The organism is Micromonospora sp. NPDC005171, assembly GCF_040608575.1.
Lineage (GTDB): Bacteria > Actinomycetota > Actinomycetes > Mycobacteriales > Micromonosporaceae > Micromonospora.
Map to the genome: position 1 here is coordinate 58,488 of NZ_JBEXIM010000026.1, position 21,150 is coordinate 79,637.

A 21,150-nucleotide genomic window follows, 5' to 3' on the forward strand; every position below is an offset into this window, starting at 1 on the left:
ACTCCTCCTCGGACCCGACGCTCAGCCTGGAGCGAACGCTCAGCTCGGACCGGACGCTCTCCTCGGACCCGATGCTCAGCTCGGACCCGACGCTCAGCTCGGACCGGACGTTGGAGAGGCCGACCAGCGAGATGCGGGCGGAGGTCGCGCCGACCACCGACGTGATCCACCCCGCCTGGCTGGCACATCCGCCGTCGGAGCCGCCGACCGAGCCCATTCCCGGCCAACCGGGCAACGGAGCCGAGGAGCCGACTATCGGAGACCTCGCCCGCCCGGCCTCGTCCGAGGGGGACGAGCCGACCCGGACCAACCAACCGGTCGAGGCCGCTCGCGACCACCCGGGCAGGGCCGTCGACGACCAGCGGAACGACGCCGCCGGCGACCAGCCGGGCGACGAGCGGGAGGGCCCGCGCCGGGAAGCCTGACCTCGGGTGCCTGCCCGCGTCGGCCCACCGCATTCCTACGGCGGTGCGGCCAGCGCGGACGGACGCATATGCTGGCCGGTGGAGATCTCGCCTCCGCCGGCCGGCCCGTCCCGCCCATGGCGGTCCCGCCGCGATTCCCGTCTCTACCCCCGTCAGGAGCCCGCCCGACATGACCCAGTCCCCCGCCGTGCGTACCACCGGCCGGTCCGGTCCGGTCCGCATCGGCGAGCGAGCCGCCCGTACCCTCGTCGCCGAGCTGGCCCGGATCAACGACGCCAAGGCCGCCCTGCTGGTCGGGGTGAGCCCGGACTCCGCGGTGCTGGCCGCAGCGGTCGAGGCGCTGCTCCCCGGTGACCGGCTCACCGTGGTGCCCGCCGAGCCGTTCGGCGCCGCGATGCTCCGCGAGCACGTCACCGCTCAGGGCCGCTGGGTCGCCGACCGGGTGAGCGTCGTCGACTCGCTGGCCGATGCCGAGGCCGCCAGGGTGGTCATCGCCGGTGAAGTGTTCACCGGCACCGCCGAGGCGACCCGCAGCGGCATCGAGGGGCTGGCCAAGTACCTGACCGACGGGGCGGTGCTGAGCGTGGCGACCGTCGCCACGCCCGGCCGGACCGAGGGCGCCGCCGCCGAACTGGCCCGACAGGACGCCCTGTACGGCGTCGGCGCCGACCTGGTGCTGCGCAACTCGCCACCGGTGCGGGTCTACCGACTGCGGTTCACCCCGGCCAGCCCGGCCACGGCCGACAGCCTGGCCCCCGCGTACCGGCCGTCGAGCGTGCCGCTGACCCGGGGCATGCACATCGACTCCAACGGCGTCGCGGCGGCGGGCATCGCGCTGGGCCTCGCGGCGCTGGCCCGGGTGGCGCGCCCGTCGTCCAAGCTGTGGCTGCTGCCGGCCCTGGCCGCCGGGCCGGTCGCCGCGTTCTTCCGGGATCCCGAGCGGGACGTGCCGGAGGACCCGAGCGCCGTGGTCGCCAGCGCGGACGGGAAGGTCCTGTCGGTGCAGCGGCTGCACGACGAGCGTTTCGGCGACGGCGAGTGGCTGCGGATCGCGGTGTTCCTGTCGGTGCTGGACGTGCACGTCAACCGCGCCCCGGTCGCCGGCAAGGTGGTGGACTACTTCGTCGCCGACGGCGGCTTCGTCAACGCGATGAAGCCGGACGCCGAGCATAACGTCGCCGCGTACACAGTGCTGGACACCGCTCGCGGCACGGTGGTGGTCGCGCAGCGGACCGGGCTGATCGCCCGCCGGATCGTGCAGCGCGCGCCGATCGGCGCGCTGCTGGCCAGGGGCGAGCGGTTCGGGCTGATCCGGTTCGGCTCCCGGACCGACGTCTACCTGCCCGCCGAAGCCGCGGACCCGCTGGTCGGGCCGGGCGACAAGGTGGTCGGTGGGTCCACGGTCATCGCCCGCTGGCGCTGACCCGCGAACGAGGAACGGGGCGCCGCTGTCCGCGACGCCCCGTTCTGTCTGCTCAGATCAGGCGGTACGACGCTGCCGCAGCCAGAGAACCGGCCCGCTGACCAGGTAACCCACCACGATCAGGGCGAACGTGAGCCGGATGTCGACAAGCGCGCCGATCACCGGGGCCAACCAGAGCCACGGCGGCAACTTCACCAGGCGGGCGAGCTTGGCGTACGGGAAGCTCGACACCATCGCGAAGGCCAGCAGCGCCACACCGGCGACCAGCACGGCACCGGGCACCGGCAGGCCGATCGCCACGGTCACGGCGAGCACCGCGGCCGCCATGGTGGTGGGCACACCGCAGAAGAACCGGCCGTCCTTCGGCGAGACGTTGAAGCGGGCCAGTCGAATCGCGGCACACGCCGCGACCAGGGCACACGCCACCGCCGCCGCAGCCGTGGAGACGGAGCCGGCGAGCGAGGCGTAGACCACAACCGGCGCGGCGAGACCGAACGAGCACATGTCGGCCAGTGAGTCCATCTGCGCGCCGAACGGACTGGCCACACCGAGCCGTCGGGCCAGCGCGCCATCCAGACCGTCGAAGCCGACGCAGGCGATCAGGCACAGCGCCGCCAGGCGCACCTCGCCCTGCATGGCCAGGAAGATGGCCAGCATGCCGAGCATCAGGCTGGCCAGCGTGCAGGCGTTGACCAGGCCGAACTTCATCCGGCGCGCCATGGTGCGCTCGCCGGGGAGCAGCGGGATGGACCGGGCCTCGTCGGCCTGCACCATCGGCGGCATCGCCGGGCTGACCGGCATGACGGCCTCGATGTCGGCTCGGTCCAGGCCCAGTGTCGGGTCCACACCCAGTGTCGGCCGGCTGAGCCGGTCCAGCCCGTAGCGGCGGCGCTGCCGGTCGGCGTACCGGTGCTCGGTCGGGGCCAGGTCACTCGGGTGCAGGTCGCCGTCGCGGCGACCCACGCGGACCAACAGCACCTGGCGGGCGAACGTGCTGCTGCGGCGCAACCGGCCCGCCCAGCGACGCCCTGCGGGGCGCGGACTGTCAGTAGTACGACGCCGGCGCCATGGGGCTCTCGGCACGTTTCCTCCATCACCGGATCTGCTGGCCGCCACGTGGCGGGTGTCCGGCTGTCTCGTGCCGGACCTTGCATGGCCCGGCAGCCGTTTTGCGGAGTACACCATCGCATAGGGGAACATGGCTTGGCGATAGCTGCCGGCGGTACTTATATCTGGCTTAAACCGCTCGAACCGCTCGCTTGTTCCCATCCCGGGCTTCATCGCCCGTTTCCTCCATCATTCCCGCCTCCGACTGTACCGGAGGGTCACCATCTCGGCTCACCGAGCGGGGTGCTATCGGCCACTCTGTCCGATTGCCACGGCAGCGATGTCGCTCAACGGCAGGTCAGCCGCCTCGGCGCGGGTGAACCACCCGGCCCGCGCCGTCGACCCTCCGACGGACTCGGTGACCACCGCATCAGTAGGTACGTCCACCAGCACCCGATAGATCACCCGTACGCCATGCCAGTCCAGCGGCCGACCCTCCGGGCCCAGTGCGGCGGGATTGTGCAGGTTGTTGACGCCGAGCAGCTCCTCGACCCGGCCCACCTGACCGCCCTCCTCGACCAACTCCCGGAGCAACCCGGCGGCCGGCTGCTCACCGTGATCGGTGCCACCACCGGGCAGATGCCACAGACCGGCCCCCGGATAACCCTCCGCGATCTGGGTGAGCAGGATCCGCCCAGCAGGATCGGTGACCAGCCCGTACGCCCCGAAGCGCAGCCGACGGTCGGGGTGCGACGGCGGAAACGGGTCCCGTGACCGGCGCGCTCCGGGCGGCAGCGGGGTCACCGGCAGGCCCAGTGCCTCGGCGGTGAACGGGGTCAGCGGCAACTCCGCCACCTCGGCCAGTGAAAGCCAGGAAGCCCGATCGACAAGCCCATCCGCCACGTCCCGCAACCCGCCCTCGGACCGCGTGCCGTGGGGAGCGCCGAGCTGCGGTACTGGTTGCGGTCGCTGCACAGCTTCGCGCCCTGGGTCCAGCTCGAACAACAGGCGGTCGGTGTGCAGTGCGACCTTGTCCTCGGGAAAGGTGGCCACATCGGCAACCACCGCCCGCAGCCGGGTCACCGTCACCGTCATCCCGGCCTGTTCGGCAACCTCGCGGACCACTGCGTGCTTCGGGTCCTCGGCATGCCCAACGGCACCGCCCGGCAACCGCCAGAACTCGGGAAACTCACCCTCCACCCCGTCCCGGACCACCAGGACCCGGCCCGAATCCCACAAAAGCCCGTAGGCCCCGACACGTCGCGTGAACTGCACCCTTGCCACCCCCGGTTTCGCGCACCCCAGACCCGTTGATCATGAAGTTATCGCCATCCATCTCGCGCCCTGACAATAACTTCATGATCAACGCGAGGCAGTGCGCGGGAAACTCGCGGAACCTGGCGAGCCGAGGACGCTCGGGCTGAGGTGGCCCACCCACAGCCACTACCCTTTCGCCCCGTAAGAACGTTTTACCCGATTCGCGCGGCCGTTCGCTCCACCCCATTGGCCCTCATCGTGGAGTCCAATCGCGTCGCGGGAGTCGAGACGAACATTGATCAACTCGCGTTCACGGAAGGCGCGGTATCCCACCGCCCGGGATACCGCGTCTTCAAGGAACCCGAGTTGATCAGGGCTGGCGGGCCCAGACGAGGGCTACCCGGCGGCCGCCTGCTGGGCCAACTTCCGTGAACCGAGTGGATCACGGGTTGGCCAGGGGCGGGGCCGAGGACCTGCCGCCCGAAACGCCCGCGAATGACCTCTGCGGGGCGCCCCGCGCCCAAGATCACGCAACATCCAGGATGTAGTGGCATCGCCGCGTCGGTGAGGCCACTACATCCTGGTTCGTGCACGATCTTGGCGGGAGCCGCGAGGCGCGAGGCAGCAGCCAGCAGCCAGCAGGCAGGTCCTGCCGGACGTAGGGGGCACCCCGGCGGCGTACGGTGCCGCCAACCTCTCGCGGACCGGTCAGGGTCAGGTCAGTTGGGCCGCTTGGACTGCTTCGGCGGTCACCTCGGTGAGGCGGTCGGTGGGGAGGGCGCCCAACTCCTCGCGGCCAAACCAGCGGGCCTCGCAGGTGGAGCCGCCCACGTCGGCCACGGTGAGTGGGTTGGGCTGGTCGACGACGACCCGGTAGAAGGCGCGTACGCCGTGCCAGTCGATCGGGTAGCCCTCGGGGCCGAGCGAGGCGGCGTCGCGGTGGCTGGCGACGCCGAGGAGCTCGACGAGGCGGCCGGCCTGGCCGGTCTCCTCGACCAGCTCTCGGATGAGTGCCGCGCCGGGCTGCTCGCCGTAGTCGGTGCCGCCGCCGGGCAGGTGCCAGCAGCCGGCGCCCGGGTAGCCGTCGGAAATGCGGGTGAGCAGCACCCGGCCGGCGGGGTCGGTGCAGACCGCGTACGCGGCGAAGCGCTGGGCCCGGTGCAGCCCGTCGGGGCCGGGCACGGCGTAGAAGGAGGGGAATTCGGGTGCCTCGTCGGGCACCACGTCGGCCGAGGAGGCGGGCAGCCCGAGGGCGCGTGCGGTGAACGAGCGCAGCGGCAGTTCGCGCGCCTCGTCGAGGGTGTACCACCGGGCCAGGTCGGTGGGGCGTTCGCCGACCCGGTCGGCGAGGGTGCCGCCGCGTACGGCGACCCGGTAGATCAGCCGGTCGGTGTGGATGGTGATGCCCCGGTCCGGGAGTGCCCGCATGTCGGCGAGCACGTCGGCCAGGCCGGAGACGGCGACGGAGAGGCCGGTTTCGGCGGCGGTCTCCCGAACGACCGTGTGGTTCGGGTCCTCGCCGTGGTCGACCGCCCCGCCGGGCAGCGACCACGCCCCGGGGGTGCCGGAGTGCTCCGATGCGCGGACCAGCAAGACTCGGCCGCTTGAATCAGCACAAACTGCGTATGCCGCGATCCTGCGGAGCGGCTTGAGCAAGGTGGTCACGGAAGCAAATTCTCCCCGGGCCGGGTTACCGGAACGGAAAAGAGTCGGATTCCTGACTGTCTGGCCCCGATCAGGGATTGGTCAGGGTAAGGATCCGGGCGGTCACCGAGGGCGGGTCGACCGCCAGCGCGGACGGTAGGGGTATGACATCGACCACCGCTCCCCGCGCCCCGTACAAGCAGCTCCGGCGACCCACCACCGACCGCATGGTCGCCGGGGTCGCCAGCGGCGTCGGCCGCTACTTCGCCGTCGATCCCACACTGGTCCGGGTGATCTTCGCGGTCACCGGCCTGCTCACCGGCGGGCTCGCGCTGTTCGCGTACCCGATCATGTGGTTCCTGATGCCGGAGGAGCCCAGCGGCGCGCCGGCCTGGCCGCACGCCGCGGGCGTCGCGCCGCAGAACGGCCCGCCGCCCACCGCCGGGCCCGCGCCCGGCGGACCACCGCAGGGGTACGCCCCGACGCCGCCCTACCCGCCGACGACCCCGTTCAGCCCGCCGCCGGCCGCCTGAGCGGCGCTCACTCCCACTCGATGGTGCCCGGCGGCTTGCTGGTGACGTCCAGGACCACCCGGTTGACCTCGGCGACCTCGTTGGTGATCCGGGTGGAGATCCGGGCCACGACGTCGTAGGGCAGTCGGGACCAGTCGGCGGTCATCGCGTCCTCGCTGGAGACCGGGCGCAGCACCACGGGGTGCCCGTAGCTGCGCCCGTCTCCCTGCACACCGACGCTGCGAACGTCGGCCAGGAGCACCACCGGGAACTGCCAGACGCCCCGGTCGAGGCCGGCGGCGGTCAACTCCTCGCGGGCGATCAGGTCGGCCTGGCGGAGCAGGTCGAGGCGCTCCTGGTCGACCGCGCCGATGATCCGGATGGCCAGGCCGGGGCCGGGGAACGGGTGCCGCCAGACCATCGCCTCGGGCAGGCCCAGTTGGAGGCCGAGCGTTCGGACCTCGTCCTTGAACAGGGTGCGCAGCGGCTCGACCAGCGCGAACTTCAGGTCCTCCGGGAGCCCGCCGACGTTGTGGTGGCTCTTGATGTTGGCGGTGCCGGTGCCGCCGCCGGACTCCACCACGTCGGGGTAGAGGGTGCCCTGGACGAGGAACTCGACATCGCCGTGGGCGGCGATCTCGCGGGCCGCTGCCTCGAAGACCCGGATGAACTCCCGGCCAATGATCTTGCGCTTCTGCTCCGGGTCGGTCACCCCGGCGAGCGCGCCGAGGAACCGGTCGGCGGCGTCGACCACCTTCAGCTTGATACCGGTCGCGGCGACGTAGTCCTTCTCCACCTGCTCGGCCTCGCCGGCGCGCAGCAGGCCGTGATCGACGAAGACGCAGGTGAGCTGGTCACCGACCGCCTTGTGGACGAGCGCCGCGGCGACCGCCGAGTCCACCCCGCCGGACAGGCCGCAGATGACCTCCTTGTCGCCGATCTGGGCGCGGATCCGGGCTACCTGCTCGTCGATGATGTTCTCGGGCGTCCAGGTCGGCTCGATGCCGGCGATGTCGTAGAGGAAGCGGGTCAGCATCTCCTGGCCGTGCGCGGTGTGCCCGACCTCCGGGTGGAACTGCACGCCGGCCCGACGCCCGGCCAGGTCCTCGAATGCGGCGACCGGCGCGCCCGCCGACTCGGCGGTCACCGTGAAGCCCTCGGGCGCCTCGGTGACGCAGTCACCGTGGCTCATCCAGACCGGCAGGTCCGCCGGCAGGTCACGCAGCAGCACACCCGGGTCGAGGAGGCGGGGCCGCAGCGGGGTGCCGCCGTACTCACGGTTGCCGGTCCTGGTGACCGTGCCGCCGAGCGCCTGGGCCATCGCCTGGAAGCCGTAGCAGATGCCGAAGACCGGCACGTCGGCGCTGAACACGCCCGCGTCGATCTGCGGAGCGTCCGGGGCGTAGACGCTGGCCGGGCCACCGGAGAGGATGATCGCGGCAGGGTTCTTCGCCAGCATCTCGGCGATCGGCATCGAGTGCGGCACGATCTCGGAGTAGACCTTCGCCTCACGGACCCGGCGGGCGATGAGCTGGGCGTACTGGGCTCCGAAGTCCACCACGAGGACGGGGCGAGGCAGGCTCATGTGCACGAAGCCTACCGACAGTCACGGCCGCTCCCGGCACCGGCTCGCCAGCAACCCACTCTCCCCGCGATCTTGCACTTCCTGTATCGACAAAAGACGCAAAAGTCACAGACCGACGACCAAAAATGCAACAACACCGGAGGGCGGGCCCGGCGGGCGGCGGGCGGGGTCAGGGTTGGAGGGCACCCGGGGCGTTCGGTGGGACTGCCGGGTTTCGTGGGGAGACGGGGGCCAGCCGGCGGTACGGGGCGCCGAGAGGTGGGCGGGGGTCCTGCTCGCCCTTGTTGGGCCAGAAGGACATGGCCCGTTCCGCCTGCGCGGTGATCGTCAGGGAGGGGTTCACGCCCAGGTTGGCCGAGACGGCGGCGCCGTCGACCACGTGCAGCCCGGCGTGCCCGAACACCCGGTGCCAGGGGTCGATCACCCCGTCGGCCGGGGTGGCCCCGATGACCGCCCCGCCCAGGATGTGCGCGGTCATCGGGATGTCGAAGGGTTCGGTGAGCGAACCGCCGGGCGTGCCGCCGATCTCGTCGGCGAGCATTCGGGCAGCGGTGTTGCCGGCCGGGATCCAGGTGGGGCTGGGCGTGCCGTGGCCCGGGCCGGTGACCAACCTGCGGCCGAGCGGACCACGCCGCCACCGGATGGTCAGCGAGTTGTCCGCGGACTGCATGACCAGGGCGATCACTGTCCGTTCCGACCAGCCGCGCACCGACAGCATCCGCGCGGCCAACCGGGGCTGCCGAACGATGCTGCCCAGCCAGCGGCGTACCCGGTGCGGGCCACCGTCGACGAGCAGCGACTGGAGCAGCCCCATCGCGTTGGAGCCCCGCCCGTACCGGACCGGCTCGATGTGCGTCTGCGGGTCGGGGTGGAACGAGCTGGTGATGGCCACCCCCTCGGTGTAGTCCAACCGCTCGGACCGGGCCCGTTGGCGGGGCACCGAGGCGCCGAGGATCGCCTCCGAGTTGGTCCGGGTCAGCTCGCCGAGGCGGGGTGAGAGCCCGGGTAGCGCCCCGTCGGCCCGCATCGCGTGCAGCAGCCGCTGGGTGCCGAGCGCCCCGGCGGCGAAGACCACCTGGTCGGCGTGGATGACCTGCCGACCCTTGCGCAGCCAGGCGCCGGTGCGTTCGGTGTGCACCTGGTACCCGCCGTCGTCGGCGGGCCGGACAGCGGTCACCGTGGTCATCGGGTGGACCGTGACCCCGAGCCGTTCGGCGAGCCAGAGGTAGTTCTTGACCAGCGTGTTCTTCGCCCCGTGTCGGCAGCCAGTCATGCACGAGCCGCAGTGCAGGCAGCCGGTGCGTTCCGGGCCGGCACCGCCGAAGTACGGGTCGTCGACCCGCTGGCCGGGGCGGCCGATGTGCACGCCCACCGGGGTGGCGTGGAAGGTGTGGCCCACCCCCATCCGCTCGGCCACCGCGCGCATGGCGCGGTCCGCGCCGGTGTGCATCGGGTACGTGGTGACGCCGAGCATCCGTTCCGCCTGGTCGTAGTGGCGGGCCAACTCGTCGCGCCAGTCGGTGATGTCCCGCCACTGCGGGTCGCTGTAGAAGGCCGGCAGCGGTTCGTAGAGGGTGTTTGCGTAGACCAGCGAACCGCCGCCCACCCCTGCGCCGGAGAGCACCAGCACCCCGCCGCCGGATCGTCGGTCGGCCGGGCGGAGCAGGGTGAGCCGTTGGATGCCGTAGCAGCCCAGCTTCGGTGCCCAGAGGAACCGGCGGACCCGCCAGGACGTTCGCGGGAACTCGTCGTCGGCGAAGCGGCGGCCGGCTTCCAGCACCGCGACCGAGTAGCCCTTCTCGGCCAGTCGGAGCGCGGTGACGCTGCCACCGAAGCCGGACCCGATGACGACCACGTCGTACCGCATGGACGCATCATTACTCGCGGGTAGCGCTCGCGCCAGCGGCACTTTTCGCGCGATCATGCTCCGGCCGACCGACCCGGCGTCTCCCGGCCGCAACCCGGAGCACCCGTCGGAGCGTTGTTCAGCAGACGGGTGGAAGGAATCCAAGATGGTTCTCGGGTCGATGGCGCCGCGCCGACGGTGGCTGCTGCTGGGGTTGACGGCCCTCGCCGTCGTCGCGCTGATCACGGCCGGCACGGTGGTGATCACCCGGCTGACCGGGGACAACAAGCCGGGTGGCGCTCCGGTGTCCGGCTCACCGACCCCGTCGCCGATCCGCACGCCGACCCCGAGCCCCAGCGGCCCACCGCCGGGCGCGGACATCACCGGCCCGCTCAACCTGCTGCTGGTCGGTGTGGACACCCGGGTCAGCGTGCCCGGTTGGGAGCCGCACTCGGACGCCGTGCTGGTGTTGCACGTACCGAAGGGGTTGGATCGGGCGTACCTCTTCTCGCTCCCCCGCGACCTGGTGGTGGACATCCCGGCTTTCCCGAAGGCCGGCTACAAGGGCGGCAAGACCAAGCTCACCCACGCGATGAGCTTCGGCAGCCGGGTGCCGGGCAAACCCAAACAACCCAGCACAGCCCAGGGGTACGAGCTGCTGCGCAGCACGGTCAGCGGTTACACCGGGCTGCGCATCGACGCCGGCGCGGTGCTCACCTTCAACGGGTTCGACCGGCTGGTCAACGCCCTGGGCGGGGTGGACATCTACGTCGACCAGCGGGTCGAGTCGCTGCACCGCCGACCGGACGGCAAATACCGAAAGAGCGCGCCGGGCGGTTACAAGGGGCCGCAGCAGGTCTACGAGAAGGGCGAGCGGCACCTCAACGGCTGGCAGGCGCTGGACTACGCGCGGCAGCGCTACATCACCGGCGGTGACTACGCCCGGCAGCGTCACCAGCAGCAGCTGATCAAGGCGATGACCCGGAAGATCCTGGACGAGGGCCTGGCCCGGCAACCGGAGCGCGTCGACCAGGTGGTCTCCGCGCTGGGCGACACGCTTGTCTACGTGGGCGGGCGCCGGATCGTCGACATCGCGTACGCCCTCAGTGGCCTGCCGGAGAACCGTTTCACGCTGGTCGGGCTGCCCGGTTCCGGTGTCGGCAAGGGCAGCGCCTACCGGGGCGAGCAGCTGACCACCGAGGGTCGCAAGTTCCTCACCGAACTCCGCGCCGGCCGCGCCGACGCGTACCTTGCCGCCCACCCCAAACTGGTGGTGAAGAACTGACCGCCGGTCAGAGCCGCTTGGGCAGGTCGGGCTTCTCGGTGCCGTAGAGCCAGGCGTCGAAGATCGCATCGAGCTGCTTGCCGGAGATCCGCTCGGCCAGGGCCACGAACTCGGCGGTGGTGGCGGTGCCGTCGCGCTTCTCCGCCGCCCACGTCCTGACGATCTCGAAGAACGCCTTGTCGCCGACGGCCACCCGCAGGGCGTGCAGGGTCATCCCGCCGCGCTGGTAGACCGACTCGCTGAACAGCTTGTCCGCCCCCGGCTTGCCCGGCGGCGTCCTCCACACCTGCGCGGACATCTCGGCGTACCGGCTGTCGAACGCCTCCTTGGCGGTGTACGCCTTGGTGTGCTCGGCCCAGAGCCACTCCGCGTACGTCGCGAAGCCCTCGTTGAGCCAGATGTCCTCCCACTTGGCCAACGCGACGCTGTCGCCGAACCACTGGTGGGCCAACTCGTGGGCGACGACCTCGGTGTTCTCGCCCTGCCGGAAGAAGCTCGCCGCGTAGACCGGTCGGCTCTGCGTCTCCAGGGCGTACGAGATCCGGCTGTCGGAGATCACCACCCCGCCGTACGCGCCGAACGGGTACGGCCCGAACACACTCTCCAGGTAGTCGGCCACCGCGACGGTCTGCGCGACGGACGCGTCCGCGTCCCCCTTGGCCACTCTGGTGCTGACCGCGTTGTAGACCGGACGACCCTTGTGCTCGCCGGTGGTGATCCGGAACTTGCCGATCACCAGCGTGCTCAGATAGCTGGCCATCGGTGACTTCTCCGACCATTTCCAGGTGGTCCACCCGCCCGAGCTGGTCTTTCCGCCGGGAACGCCGTTGCTGATCGCGGTCAGACCGTCCGGAACGGTGACCTCGAAGTCGTAGGCCGCCTTGTCCGACGGATGGTCGTTCACCGGGAACCAGGTGCTTGCCGACTCGGGCTGGCCCAGCGCGATGGCACCGTCGGCGGTGTGCAGGAAGCCACCGTCACCGAGCGTCTCGTTCTTCAGCGGCTTCGGCTTACCGGCGTAGGTGATCTCGGCGACGAACCCGTTGCCGTTGATCAGGCCGGAGGCCGGCTTGATCACCAGCTCGTTCCGCTTGCGGCTGTGGGTCGCCGGTACGCCGTCCACTGTGACCGCGTTGACGGTCAGGCCGGCCAGGTCGAGGTTGAACGTCGACAGGTTGGCCGTCGCGGTGGCCCGCACGGTGGTCGTACCCGTCAACTGGTCCTTGGCCGGGTCGTAGCGCACCTTCACCGTGTACCGCCCGACGTCGTAGCCGCCGTTGCCGTAGGTCGGGAAGTAGGTGTCACCGACCCCGTCGGCGCCTGCGGTGAACGTCCGCGACGGCGTGGGAGACGCGCTCTGTGGCACCGCCGTCGCCGGGCCCGTCGAGTCGCACCCGGACAGTGCGAGCGCACCTGTCACCAGCAGGCCGGCACCCATTCGCAGTCTGTGCCGCGTCCCCCGCATCCCACACCCTTTCCGCCCGGTGGCCGGTCACGGCCTCCGCCGCTCCGCGCGAACGGGCGCGCCGACCCGCCGTTCGCAGGCGGCAGCATATCGACAGTGCGGCCGGGCCGGGTCACGGCAGTGTGGGGGCCGACCCACCCGCCAACCAGGCGTCGAAGAGCGGACGCAGTTGCCGCCCGGCGACCCGCTCGGCCAGCGCGACGAGGTCAGCTGTGGTCGCGTTACCCGACGCCCGCTCGCTGGTCCAGGTGCGCAGGATGCGGAAGAAGACCTCGTCACCGACGGTCCGGCGCAGCGCGTGCACGGCGAGCGCCCCGCGCTTGTAGACGGCAGTGCCGAACATCTGCTCCCGGCCCGGCTCGACCGACGGCTGCGCCCAGTCGGTCGCCGCGTACTGGATCTCGAAGTTGCGCTGGGCGGTCCGGCCGCCGTCGTGCTCCTCCCACAGCCACTCCGCGTAGCTGGCGAAGCCCTCGTTGAGCCAGATGTCACCCCACCTGGTCAGCGACACACTGTCGCCGAACCACTGGTGCGCCAGCTCGTGCGCGACGACACTCGGGTTCGGCCGGTCGTCGGAGAAGAAGGCCGGCCCGTAGACCGGCCGGGACTGGGTCTCCAGCGCGTACCCGACCCGGTCGTCGGCGATCACGATGCCCCCGTACGAGTCGAACGGGTACGGGCCGAAGCGGCTGGCCAGAAAGTCGACGATCGCGCCGGTGCGGGCCAGCGAGGTGGCCGCGCCGCCGGTAGCCGGCAGGCTCGTGGCCACCGCCGTGACCATGGGTCGGCCGGCGTGCGTGCTGGTCACCACCCGGTAGTCACCGATCACCAGCGTGCTCAGGTAGCTGGCCATCGGGGCGCGCTCCGACCAACGCCACGTGGTCCAACCGTCGGCGCTGCTCTTCGGCCCGGGTACGCCGTTGCTCAGCGCGGCCAGGCCGTCCGGAACTGTCACCGCCAGGTCGTAGGTGGCCTTGTCCGACGGGTGGTCGTTGACCGGAAACCAGGTGGCGGCCGAGTCGGGCTGGCCGAGCGCCACCGCGCCGTCGGCGGTGTGCAGGAAGCCGCCGCTGCCCAACGATCCGTCATCGACGGCCGTGGGGACGCCCGCGTACTCGACAGTCACTGTGAACTGCCGACCGCGCGGCAGGCCGTCGCGGGGCGTCACCACCAACTCGCCGTCGCCGCGCCGGTGCTCGGCCGCCGCGTCACCCACGCTGACCGCGCCGACCTCCAGGCCGACCAGATCAAGGTTGAACCGGGACAGGTCCTGGGTGGCGGTGGCCGTGATGACGGCACGACCGGTCAGCCGGTCGGTCGACGGGTCGTAGCGGACGTCGAGGCCGTAGTGTCCGACGTCGTAACCGCCGTTGCCGTGCCCCGGCACGTACGGGTCGCCGACGTCGGCGGCACCGGGCCGGAAGCCGTCGCGGTCGTCGCCCGTGCAACCGGTCGCGACCAGCCCGAGGACGCAGGTCAGCGCGGCGGCGACGCGCAGTCTCCGTCCGGTCAGGACCATGCCCACCCCTCCTGCGGCGCTCCGGCCTCCTGCGGCGGTCCGGCCTGCCTTCTGCGGCGTTCCGGCCTGCTGCGCCATGCGGTCAGGACGAGCGTAGTCAGCATCGCGGGCCGCACGGCCGGTATCGACGATCATCAGTGACTTTCGTCGGATCGAACAAAAGCTGACGTCGATCGAACCTTTCTTTCGACTTAGACCGACGTTAGTGTCTGTCTCCGACCACCGTCGCGAAAGGTGGAACCATGCCAGACCACACCGCCCCCGACGCCACCCCCACCGGCCGGCTCAGCCGTCGATCCCTGCTCGCCGCCTCCGCCGGGGCCGCCGCCGCGATCGGCGCGGCCGGCCTACCCGTCCTCGCCACCGGCACCCCCGCGCTCGCCAACCCCGGCAACGCGAGCAAGCTGCGTGTCGAGCCGCTGATCCCGGCCAAGAACCGCGGCATCATCCTCTACAGCGTCCGCGACCGGATCACGGCCGCGCCCGACGACAGCGGGGTGCCGTACGGCTTCGAGCGCGTCCTCGCTCGACTCGCCGAGATCGGCTACAAGGAGATCGAGTTCGCCGGCTACACCCAGAGCACCGAGATCCTGGGCCGGCAGATCACCCCCGCCGAGATCCGCAAGATCCTCGACGACAACGGCCTGGTGGCCAACGGCACCCACGCCACGATCCAGCCGGCTACCTTCCAGCAGCAATTGGACATCGCCGAGGAACTCGGCATGAAGAACATCGGCACCGGCAGCGACCCGACCAGCAGCGCGTACAAGGCCGAGTGGGACGCCGCCGCGGACATCTGGAACGAGCTGGGCCGACAGGCCAGGGCCCGCGGCATGCGGCTCTACACGCACAACCACGACGCGGCGTACAGCTTCCTCATCGACCGCGGCCCGCGCGACGCGCAGGGCCGGCAGACCCGGTCCTCCGGCATCCGCCGGCTGGAGTACTTCTTCGAGATCACCGACCCGCGGTACGTCTTCTTCGAGCTGGACATCTACTGGGCCTACGTGGCCCGCTACAAGCACCAGAAGTACGTCAACCCGGCCGGTCAGGAAGTGACCGACCTGTTCGACCCGATCCTCACAGTGGCCGACCGGACCACCCGGTTCCCGCTCTTCCACGCCAAGGACGGCGACCGGGACACCAGCGTCCCCAACGGATACCAGATGACCCCGCTGGGCGACGGCGACCTCAACTTCCAGCAGTTCTTCCAGACCATCGGCGAACGCAACTTCCACCACGCCAACTGGGAGATGGACACCGCCCCCGGCGGAGCGGACAACAAGGGCCAGTCGCTCGACTTCGCGGCGACCAGCTACCGCAACATGTCCGACCTGACCATCTACCTGGAGAAGTGACTCCGCGCTGAACGCGACGAAGGCCGGCCCCGCACCAGGCGGGGCCGGCCTTCCGGCGTCTGACGGATCGGTCAGCGGTCGAGGACCAGACCGACCTTCTGGAACTCCTTCAGGTCGCGGTAACCGCACTTGGCCATCGCCCGGCGCAGCCCGCCGAACAGGTTGAGCTGACCGTCGGCCTCGTCCGCCGGCCCGAAGAGCAGCTGCTCCATCGACCCGAGCGGCTCACCGGACACCTCGAAGGCGCCCCGGGGCAGCGACGGGTGACTCGCCGCCGAGTGCCACCAGGCACCACCGGCGGGGGCCTCGTCGCAGAGCGACAGCGGCTCACCGAGCATCACCGCGTCCGCGCCGCAGCCGAGCGCCTTGGCGATGTCACCCGACGTCTGGATGTCACCGTCCGCGATCAGGTGCACGTACCGGCCGCCGGTCTCGTCCAGGTAGTCACGGCGGGCCGCCGCGGCGTCGGCGATCGCGGTGGCCATCGGCACCCGGATGCCCAGCACCGACTCGGTGGTCGACCACTCGTCGCCACCGATGCCCACGATCACGCCGGCCGCGCCGGTACGCATCAGGTGCAGCGCCGTCTTGTAGTCCGTGCAGCCACCGACGATCACCGGCAGGTCGAGGTCCGCGATGAACTCCTTGAGGTTCAGCGGCTCGTCGGTGGTCGACACGTGCTCGGCCGAGACGATGGTGCCCTGGATGACCAGGATGTCCACCCCGGCGTCCAGGATCACCGGCGCCAGCGCGAGGGTGTGCTGCGGGGAGACCCGCACCGCCACCGTGCCGCCACCGGCGCGCAGCTCGCGGACCCGCTCCGCGATCAGGTCCGGGCGGATCGGCTCGGCGTACACCTCCTGGAGCCGCTTGGTGGCGCGGGCCTCCTCGTCGAGGCCGGCCAGCTCGTCCAGCACCTTCGTCGGGTTCTCGTAGCGGGTCCAGAGCCCCTCCACGTTGAGCACGCCGAGGCCACCGAGCTGACCCAGGCGCACCGCCGAGGACGGGCTCATGGTGGCGTCGGAGGGGTGACCGACGCACGGAATGCCGAACGGGTACGCGTCGAGCTGCCACGACGTCGAGACGTCATCGACGTCCCGGGTGCGGCGGCTCGGCACGATGGCGATGTCGTCCAGGTGGTAGCCGCGCTGCGCGGTCTTGCCCAGCCCGATCTCGACCACGTCACGCATGGGGGACTCCAGGTGGTTGGGGGTGGTGGGTCAGCGGGTGTGGTAGTTGGGCGCCTCGACGGTCATCTGGATGTCGTGCGGGTGGCTCTCCTTCAGGCCAGCCGCGGTGATCCGGATGAGCTGGCCCCGGCGGTGCAGATCGGGGATGTTCTCCGCACCGGCGTACCCCATGGCCAGTCGCAGACCGCCGACCAGCTGGTGGGCCACCCGGGAGAGCGGTCCCCGGTAGGGAACCTGACCCTCCACGCCCTCGGGGACCAGCTTGTCGTCGCTGAGCACGTCCTGCTGGAAGTAGCGGTCCTTGCTGTACGACTTGGCCTGACCCCGGGACTGCATCGCGCCGAGCGACCCCATCCCGCGGTACGTCTTGAACTGCTTGCCGTTGACGAAGATCAGCTCGCCGGGGCTCTCCTCGCAACCGGCCAGCAGACTGCCGAGCATCACCGTGTCGGCGCCGGCCACCAGCGCCTTGGCGATGTCGCCAGAATATTGAATGCCGCCGTCCCCGATCACCGGCACACCGGCCGGGCGGGCGGCCCGGGCCGCCTCCATGATCGCGGTCACCTGCGGTACGCCGACCCCGGCGACGATCCGGGTGGTGCAGATCGCGCCCGGCCCCACGCCCACCTTGACGCCGTCGGCGCCGGCGTCGACAAGCGCCTTCGCGCCGGCGTACGTGGCCACGTTGCCGCCCATGACGTCGACCGCCACGTCGGCCTTGAGCCGGCGGACCATGTCCAGCACGGCCCGCTGGTGACCGTGCGCGGTGTCCACGATCAGCACGTCGACGCCCGCGTCGACCAGGGCACGGGCCCGCTTGTAGGCGTCCTCGCCCACACCGATGGCGGCGGCGACCCGCAGCCGACCGGCGTCGTCCTTGCTCGCGTCCGGGTACTGCTCGCTCTTGGTGAAGTCCTTGACCGTGATCAGGCCCCGCAGCCGGCCCGAGTCGTCGACGATCGGCAGCTTCTCGACCTTGTGCTGACGCAGCAGCGCCAGGGCGTCGTCCTTGCTCACCCCGACCCGGGCGGTGACCAGCGGGGTGTGGGTCATGATCTCGCGGACCGGCGTGTTCGGCTCCGAGACGAAACGCATGTCCCGGTTGGTGACGATGCCGACCAGCTGGCCGTCGCCGTCCACCAACGGCACGCCGGAGATGCGGTAACGCCCGCACAGCTCGTCGACCTCGCGCAGCGTGTCGTCCGGGCTGGCCGTCACCGGGTTGGTGATCATGCCGGACTCGGAGCGCTTCACCAGGTCGACCTGGAGGGCCTGGTCCTCCAGGGAGAGGTTGCGGTGCAACACGCCGATGCCGCCCTGGCGGGCCATGGCGATCGCCATCCGGGCCTCGGTCACCGTGTCCATCGCGCTGGACAGCAGCGGAATGGACAACTCGATGTTGCGGGTGAGCTTCGTCCGGGTGTTGACCCGGCTGGGCACCACGTCCGACTCGCCCGGCTGGAGCAGCACGTCGTCGAAGGTGAGGCCGAGCGGAACCACCCGGGCGGAGCCGGCCGGCAGCTCGGGCAGGTGGCCGCCCAGGTCGGCGTGCTCGACGCCGGCCGGAAGATCGGTGCTGGGCGAATTTTCCACGATTGCTCCCCTGAGCTGCTCGGATGGGCTTCAGCGAGGTGGCGCGGGCAGGCACCGGAGCGCGCCACGGTGCCGGCACGTCGCTTCATCGTACCCAGTGAGCTGGGCGACCCCTCCGTGGCAGGCCGGCTCGGCGCGGAGGCCGGGGGGCGGACGTTCGCGCCGCGTTGGGTCTACGGTGAGGGGGTGCACGACGAGCCCATCGACCCGTTCAATGGCGACCCGGCCGATCCGACCGCGGGTCTGGATGACCCGGGCGATGACGCGACGCCGGATCCGCTGACCGACGTCGAGCGGCAGGATGTGCTGGAAGACCTCGCCGACCTGGAGATCTACCAGGCCCTGCTGGCCCCGATCGGGGTTCGCGGGCTGGTGATCGAATGCGAGGACTGCCGCGAGCCGCACTACTTCGACTGGGACCTGCTCCGCGGCAACCTGCGGCACCTGCTCAACTCCGGTCGGCCCCGGGTGCACGAGCCCGCGTACGACCCCGACCCGGACCACTACGTGACCTGGGACTACGCCCGGGGTTACGCGGACGGGGTGCACGACACCCTGTCCGAAGGCACCGAGGACGAGCCGGGCGCCCCGACCGCCACCAAGTGACCCCGCCGCGCGGCTGCGCGGCGTACCCCCGCTTCAACGCGGCGTGGCTTGCGACGGCGCGGCGCGTACGTCAGGCCACCAGACCGGCGCGGAACCCCGCCGCCACCGCGTGTGCCCGGTCCCGGGCACCAAGCTTGCGGAACAACCGGCGGGCGTGCGTCTTGACGGTGTCCTCCGAGACGAACAGCTCCCGGCCGATCTCCGCGTTGCTCTTGCCCTCGGCCATGCCGAGCAGCACCTGAAGCTCACGCTCAGTGAGGCCGATCGACGCCCGACTGGGTCGGGCGTTCGGAGCGGGACGGCCCGCGTCGGCCTGCGACGGCGACTCGCCGGTCCCCGCCTCCGCCTCGTCGTCGCCCCGCTGCACCGGCACCGACGCCACATTGGCCGGCCCGTCAGCGGCCGTGGCCGCCCAGCCGGGCTCAGCGGAGCCACGCGGCGAAGGCCCGGAGCGACCGGAACCACCCACCGCCGCAGCGTCGCGGGCCGGATCGGTGATCCGCTGCCGAGTGGCTCGGCCGGGCGCGGTGAGCAGCAGTAGCGCCTTAGCCACCGCGCTGGTCAGGTCATGGTCGACATTCTGGATAAGCCCCCGGGCGCCGGCGCTGATGGTGGCCGCCGCGGCCTCGGACTCCTCGGTGCCGAGCAGCAGCACCGCCGCCTGTGGCGCACGCGCCAACACCCGGCGGACGAAGCCCGCGCTGTCCGGCCGGGTGAGGGCCGTGTCGGCCAGGACCACGTCGGCCGGTCGCTCGGCCAGCCGCAGCATCACCTCGGGATCAGAGACGGCGGTACGAACGATCGCGGACAACCCCAGCCGCGCGGCAGCAGAAGTAAGGTGCTGGGCCGCGAGTGGTGTCCGAACGCACACAAGAACGGTACGCACTGTGGTCTCCTCTCCGCCAACGAGCAGACCATGACGCGGTCGGCTGGGGAGGGGGTTCCCGGCAATCCTTCGAACTTTTCCGACAGATGGGGCAAAAGCCGCAATTTCCCGGACGTTTTCGATCACACACGTGTGAGTTGACGACAGCCCGGGTACCGGGAGATCCAGGCCGGGAACGGTGCGCCTGCGCGGCCCGCCGCCCGGACGCCGGCCATAAGGATTCTCGCGGAGCCGCGCGGGAGGAGGGGTGCTGATGTCGAACGTACGTAGACTGCCCGGACCCATCGTCGATCTTTGGGACTGGCAGCGACTCGGTGCCTGCCGAGGGCGCGACAGCGCCCAGTTCTTCCACCCCGATGGTGAGCGCGGTTCTTCCCGGCTACGCCGTGAGTCGGCCGCCAAGTCGGTCTGCCGCGCCTGCCCGGTTCGCGCCGAGTGCGCCGCCCACGCCCTTTCGGTACGCGAGCCGTACGGCGTGTGGGGAGGCTTCAGCGAGTCGGAGCGCCTGCGACTGCTCGCCGTCGGCTGGGAGGACCTGGCAGACCGCCGGCACGCCCGGGTCGACGTCGCAAGGCTGGAAGCCCGCCTGGGCCGCCCGCACAAGTCGACCGTCCCGGCCCAACGCAACGTCGCCTGACCCGACACGTCTTCTATATCCGCGAGCCGCGCCCCCGTCGTGGGGGCGCGGTTTCGCGCGGTTGAGGCGGCTTCGCGGGCTTCGCGGTCAGGGTGCCACCTGCCACCTGCCACCGCGGCCGGCGCCGTCCACCCACCTGCCACCGCGGCCGGGGGCCGTCGACGGCCGACGAACGCCGCCATGATCAACACGGGTTCCTTGATGTCGGGGCATCCCGCCCATCCGGACACCGCGATTTCAATGATGCCGAGTGGATCAAGCCGAGTGGGCGGGTGGAGGGGCGAGCAGAGACGGGCACCCTGGGAGGTTTGACCGCTCTGCGGCTTTTGGGCCTGGTGCAGGCCTCAGGCTTCTGCGAGGTATGCGATCTCTGTCCCGTGACCGGGCACACCCGTGGGCTGGAATCATGGCCGGGGCGGGGTCGTTACATACCCTGACGATCGCAGCACCACCGCCCGCCGCCCGGCCCGCACCGGAGCTGGAACTCGGGTCGCGCAGGTTGGAATGCCACCCTCCGCCGGGTCGTTACCGTCCCCACGAACGACCGCAGGCACCGCCTCGATGAGGGTGCCGGCAGGTGGGCCAACCCGGAATGACCCCGGCCCCCCGGTCGTTACACAGGGACCCGGCGCCACGACCCCCGGTCGTAGGCTGCTGGTAGACGCCGAGTCACCGTAGGCGTCACCCCCCTCAGACTTTTCCCCCTTGTTCGTGCAGCGCCGGACGAGGTGCTCACACCCGTTCCTGCCGTTCCCCCCGAGCGGTGTGCGGGTGTTCTACCCCCGAAGGAGCTACCCCCATGAACACGATCTTCCGTAAGAGCATGCTGTCTGTTGCCGGTCTCGCGTTCGCCGGTGGTGTCTTCGCCGGCC

General features: G+C 71.1%; 16 protein-coding genes. 6 read left to right on the top strand and 10 right to left on the bottom strand.

Annotation, left to right across the window (positions count from 1 at the left end):
• Positions 1–594: 594 nt before the first annotated feature.
• The gene (locus ABZU74_RS24830; protein ID WP_355428268.1) at positions 595–1,848 is read left to right on the top strand and encodes a phosphatidylserine decarboxylase; all 1,254 of its coding nucleotides are present in this window, start codon (positions 595–597) and stop codon (positions 1,846–1,848) included.
• A gap of 57 nt (positions 1,849–1,905) precedes the next feature.
• On the opposite strand, the gene ABZU74_RS24835 is transcribed toward ABZU74_RS24830, so the two are convergent.
• The 3 genes from ABZU74_RS24835 to ABZU74_RS24845 all read right to left on the bottom strand — a co-directional run bounded on the left by ABZU74_RS24835 (position 1,906) and on the right by ABZU74_RS24845 (position 5,817).
• Positions 1,906–2,856 (bottom strand): CDP-alcohol phosphatidyltransferase family protein, encoded by a 951-nt coding sequence (locus ABZU74_RS24835; protein WP_355428271.1) that lies wholly within the window; start codon positions 2,854–2,856, stop codon positions 1,906–1,908.
• A gap of 345 nt (positions 2,857–3,201) precedes the next feature.
• Positions 3,202–4,170, bottom strand: a complete 969-nt coding sequence (locus ABZU74_RS24840; RefSeq protein ID WP_355428274.1) for an NUDIX domain-containing protein — start codon at positions 4,168–4,170, stop codon at positions 3,202–3,204.
• A 696-nt stretch (positions 4,171–4,866) separates the two neighbouring features.
• Positions 4,867–5,817: an NUDIX domain-containing protein gene (locus ABZU74_RS24845; RefSeq protein WP_355428277.1), complete on the bottom strand. Its 951-nt coding sequence runs from the start codon at positions 5,815–5,817 to the stop codon at positions 4,867–4,869.
• A gap of 143 nt (positions 5,818–5,960) precedes the next feature.
• Between ABZU74_RS24845 and ABZU74_RS24850 the strand changes: the two genes are divergently transcribed.
• The gene (locus ABZU74_RS24850; RefSeq protein ID WP_355428280.1) at positions 5,961–6,329 is read left to right on the top strand and encodes a PspC domain-containing protein; all 369 of its coding nucleotides are present in this window, start codon (positions 5,961–5,963) and stop codon (positions 6,327–6,329) included.
• A 7-nt stretch (positions 6,330–6,336) separates the two neighbouring features.
• Here the strand turns inward: ABZU74_RS24850 and guaA are convergent, their stop codons facing one another.
• Positions 6,337–7,893 (bottom strand): glutamine-hydrolyzing GMP synthase, encoded by a 1,557-nt coding sequence (gene guaA / locus ABZU74_RS24855; protein WP_355428283.1) that lies wholly within the window; start codon positions 7,891–7,893, stop codon positions 6,337–6,339.
• Between the two features lie 169 nt (positions 7,894–8,062).
• Positions 8,063–9,760, bottom strand: coding sequence for a GMC family oxidoreductase (locus tag ABZU74_RS24860; RefSeq protein ID WP_355428285.1), 1,698 nt, complete (start codon positions 9,758–9,760; stop codon positions 8,063–8,065).
• Between the two features lie 145 nt (positions 9,761–9,905).
• Between ABZU74_RS24860 and ABZU74_RS24865 the strand changes: the two genes are divergently transcribed.
• Positions 9,906–11,024, top strand: coding sequence for an LCP family protein (locus ABZU74_RS24865; protein WP_355428288.1), 1,119 nt, complete (start codon positions 9,906–9,908; stop codon positions 11,022–11,024).
• Between the two features lie 7 nt (positions 11,025–11,031).
• Here the strand turns inward: ABZU74_RS24865 and ABZU74_RS24870 are convergent, their stop codons facing one another.
• Entirely contained in the window at positions 11,032–12,489 is a 1,458-nt protein-coding gene (locus ABZU74_RS24870; RefSeq protein ID WP_355428291.1) for a M1 family metallopeptidase, read from the bottom strand.
• A gap of 112 nt (positions 12,490–12,601) precedes the next feature.
• Complete coding sequence (locus tag ABZU74_RS24875) at positions 12,602–14,008, bottom strand: M1 family metallopeptidase (RefSeq protein ID WP_355428293.1); 1,407 nt, start codon at positions 14,006–14,008, stop codon at positions 12,602–12,604.
• A gap of 242 nt (positions 14,009–14,250) precedes the next feature.
• Between ABZU74_RS24875 and ABZU74_RS24880 the strand changes: the two genes are divergently transcribed.
• Entirely contained in the window at positions 14,251–15,366 is a 1,116-nt protein-coding gene (locus tag ABZU74_RS24880) for a sugar phosphate isomerase/epimerase (protein ID WP_355428296.1), read from the top strand.
• Positions 15,367–15,437: 71 nt separating this feature from the next.
• Here ABZU74_RS24880 and ABZU74_RS24885 read toward each other — a convergent pair whose 3' ends face one another.
• On the bottom strand, positions 15,438–16,556 hold the full coding sequence (locus ABZU74_RS24885; protein ID WP_124778268.1) for a GuaB3 family IMP dehydrogenase-related protein: 1,119 nt from the start codon (positions 16,554–16,556) through the stop codon (positions 15,438–15,440).
• A 30-nt stretch (positions 16,557–16,586) separates the two neighbouring features.
• On the bottom strand, positions 16,587–18,149 hold the full coding sequence (gene guaB / locus ABZU74_RS24890; protein WP_355428299.1) for an IMP dehydrogenase: 1,563 nt from the start codon (positions 18,147–18,149) through the stop codon (positions 16,587–16,589).
• Between the two features lie 186 nt (positions 18,150–18,335).
• Here guaB and ABZU74_RS24895 point away from each other — a divergent pair, with 186 nt between their 5' ends.
• A complete protein-coding gene (locus ABZU74_RS24895) occupies positions 18,336–18,755 on the top strand; it encodes a DUF5319 domain-containing protein (protein ID WP_030337860.1) in 420 nt (139 codons plus the stop codon).
• Positions 18,756–18,825: 70 nt separating this feature from the next.
• On the opposite strand, the gene ABZU74_RS24900 is transcribed toward ABZU74_RS24895, so the two are convergent.
• The gene (locus tag ABZU74_RS24900; protein ID WP_355428301.1) at positions 18,826–19,641 is read right to left on the bottom strand and encodes a response regulator transcription factor; all 816 of its coding nucleotides are present in this window, start codon (positions 19,639–19,641) and stop codon (positions 18,826–18,828) included.
• Between the two features lie 253 nt (positions 19,642–19,894).
• On the opposite strand from ABZU74_RS24900, the gene ABZU74_RS24905 reads away from it, so the two are divergent.
• Complete coding sequence (locus ABZU74_RS24905; protein WP_091406539.1) at positions 19,895–20,278, top strand: WhiB family transcriptional regulator; 384 nt, start codon at positions 19,895–19,897, stop codon at positions 20,276–20,278.
• The last annotated feature ends 872 nt before the right edge of the window (positions 20,279–21,150 follow it).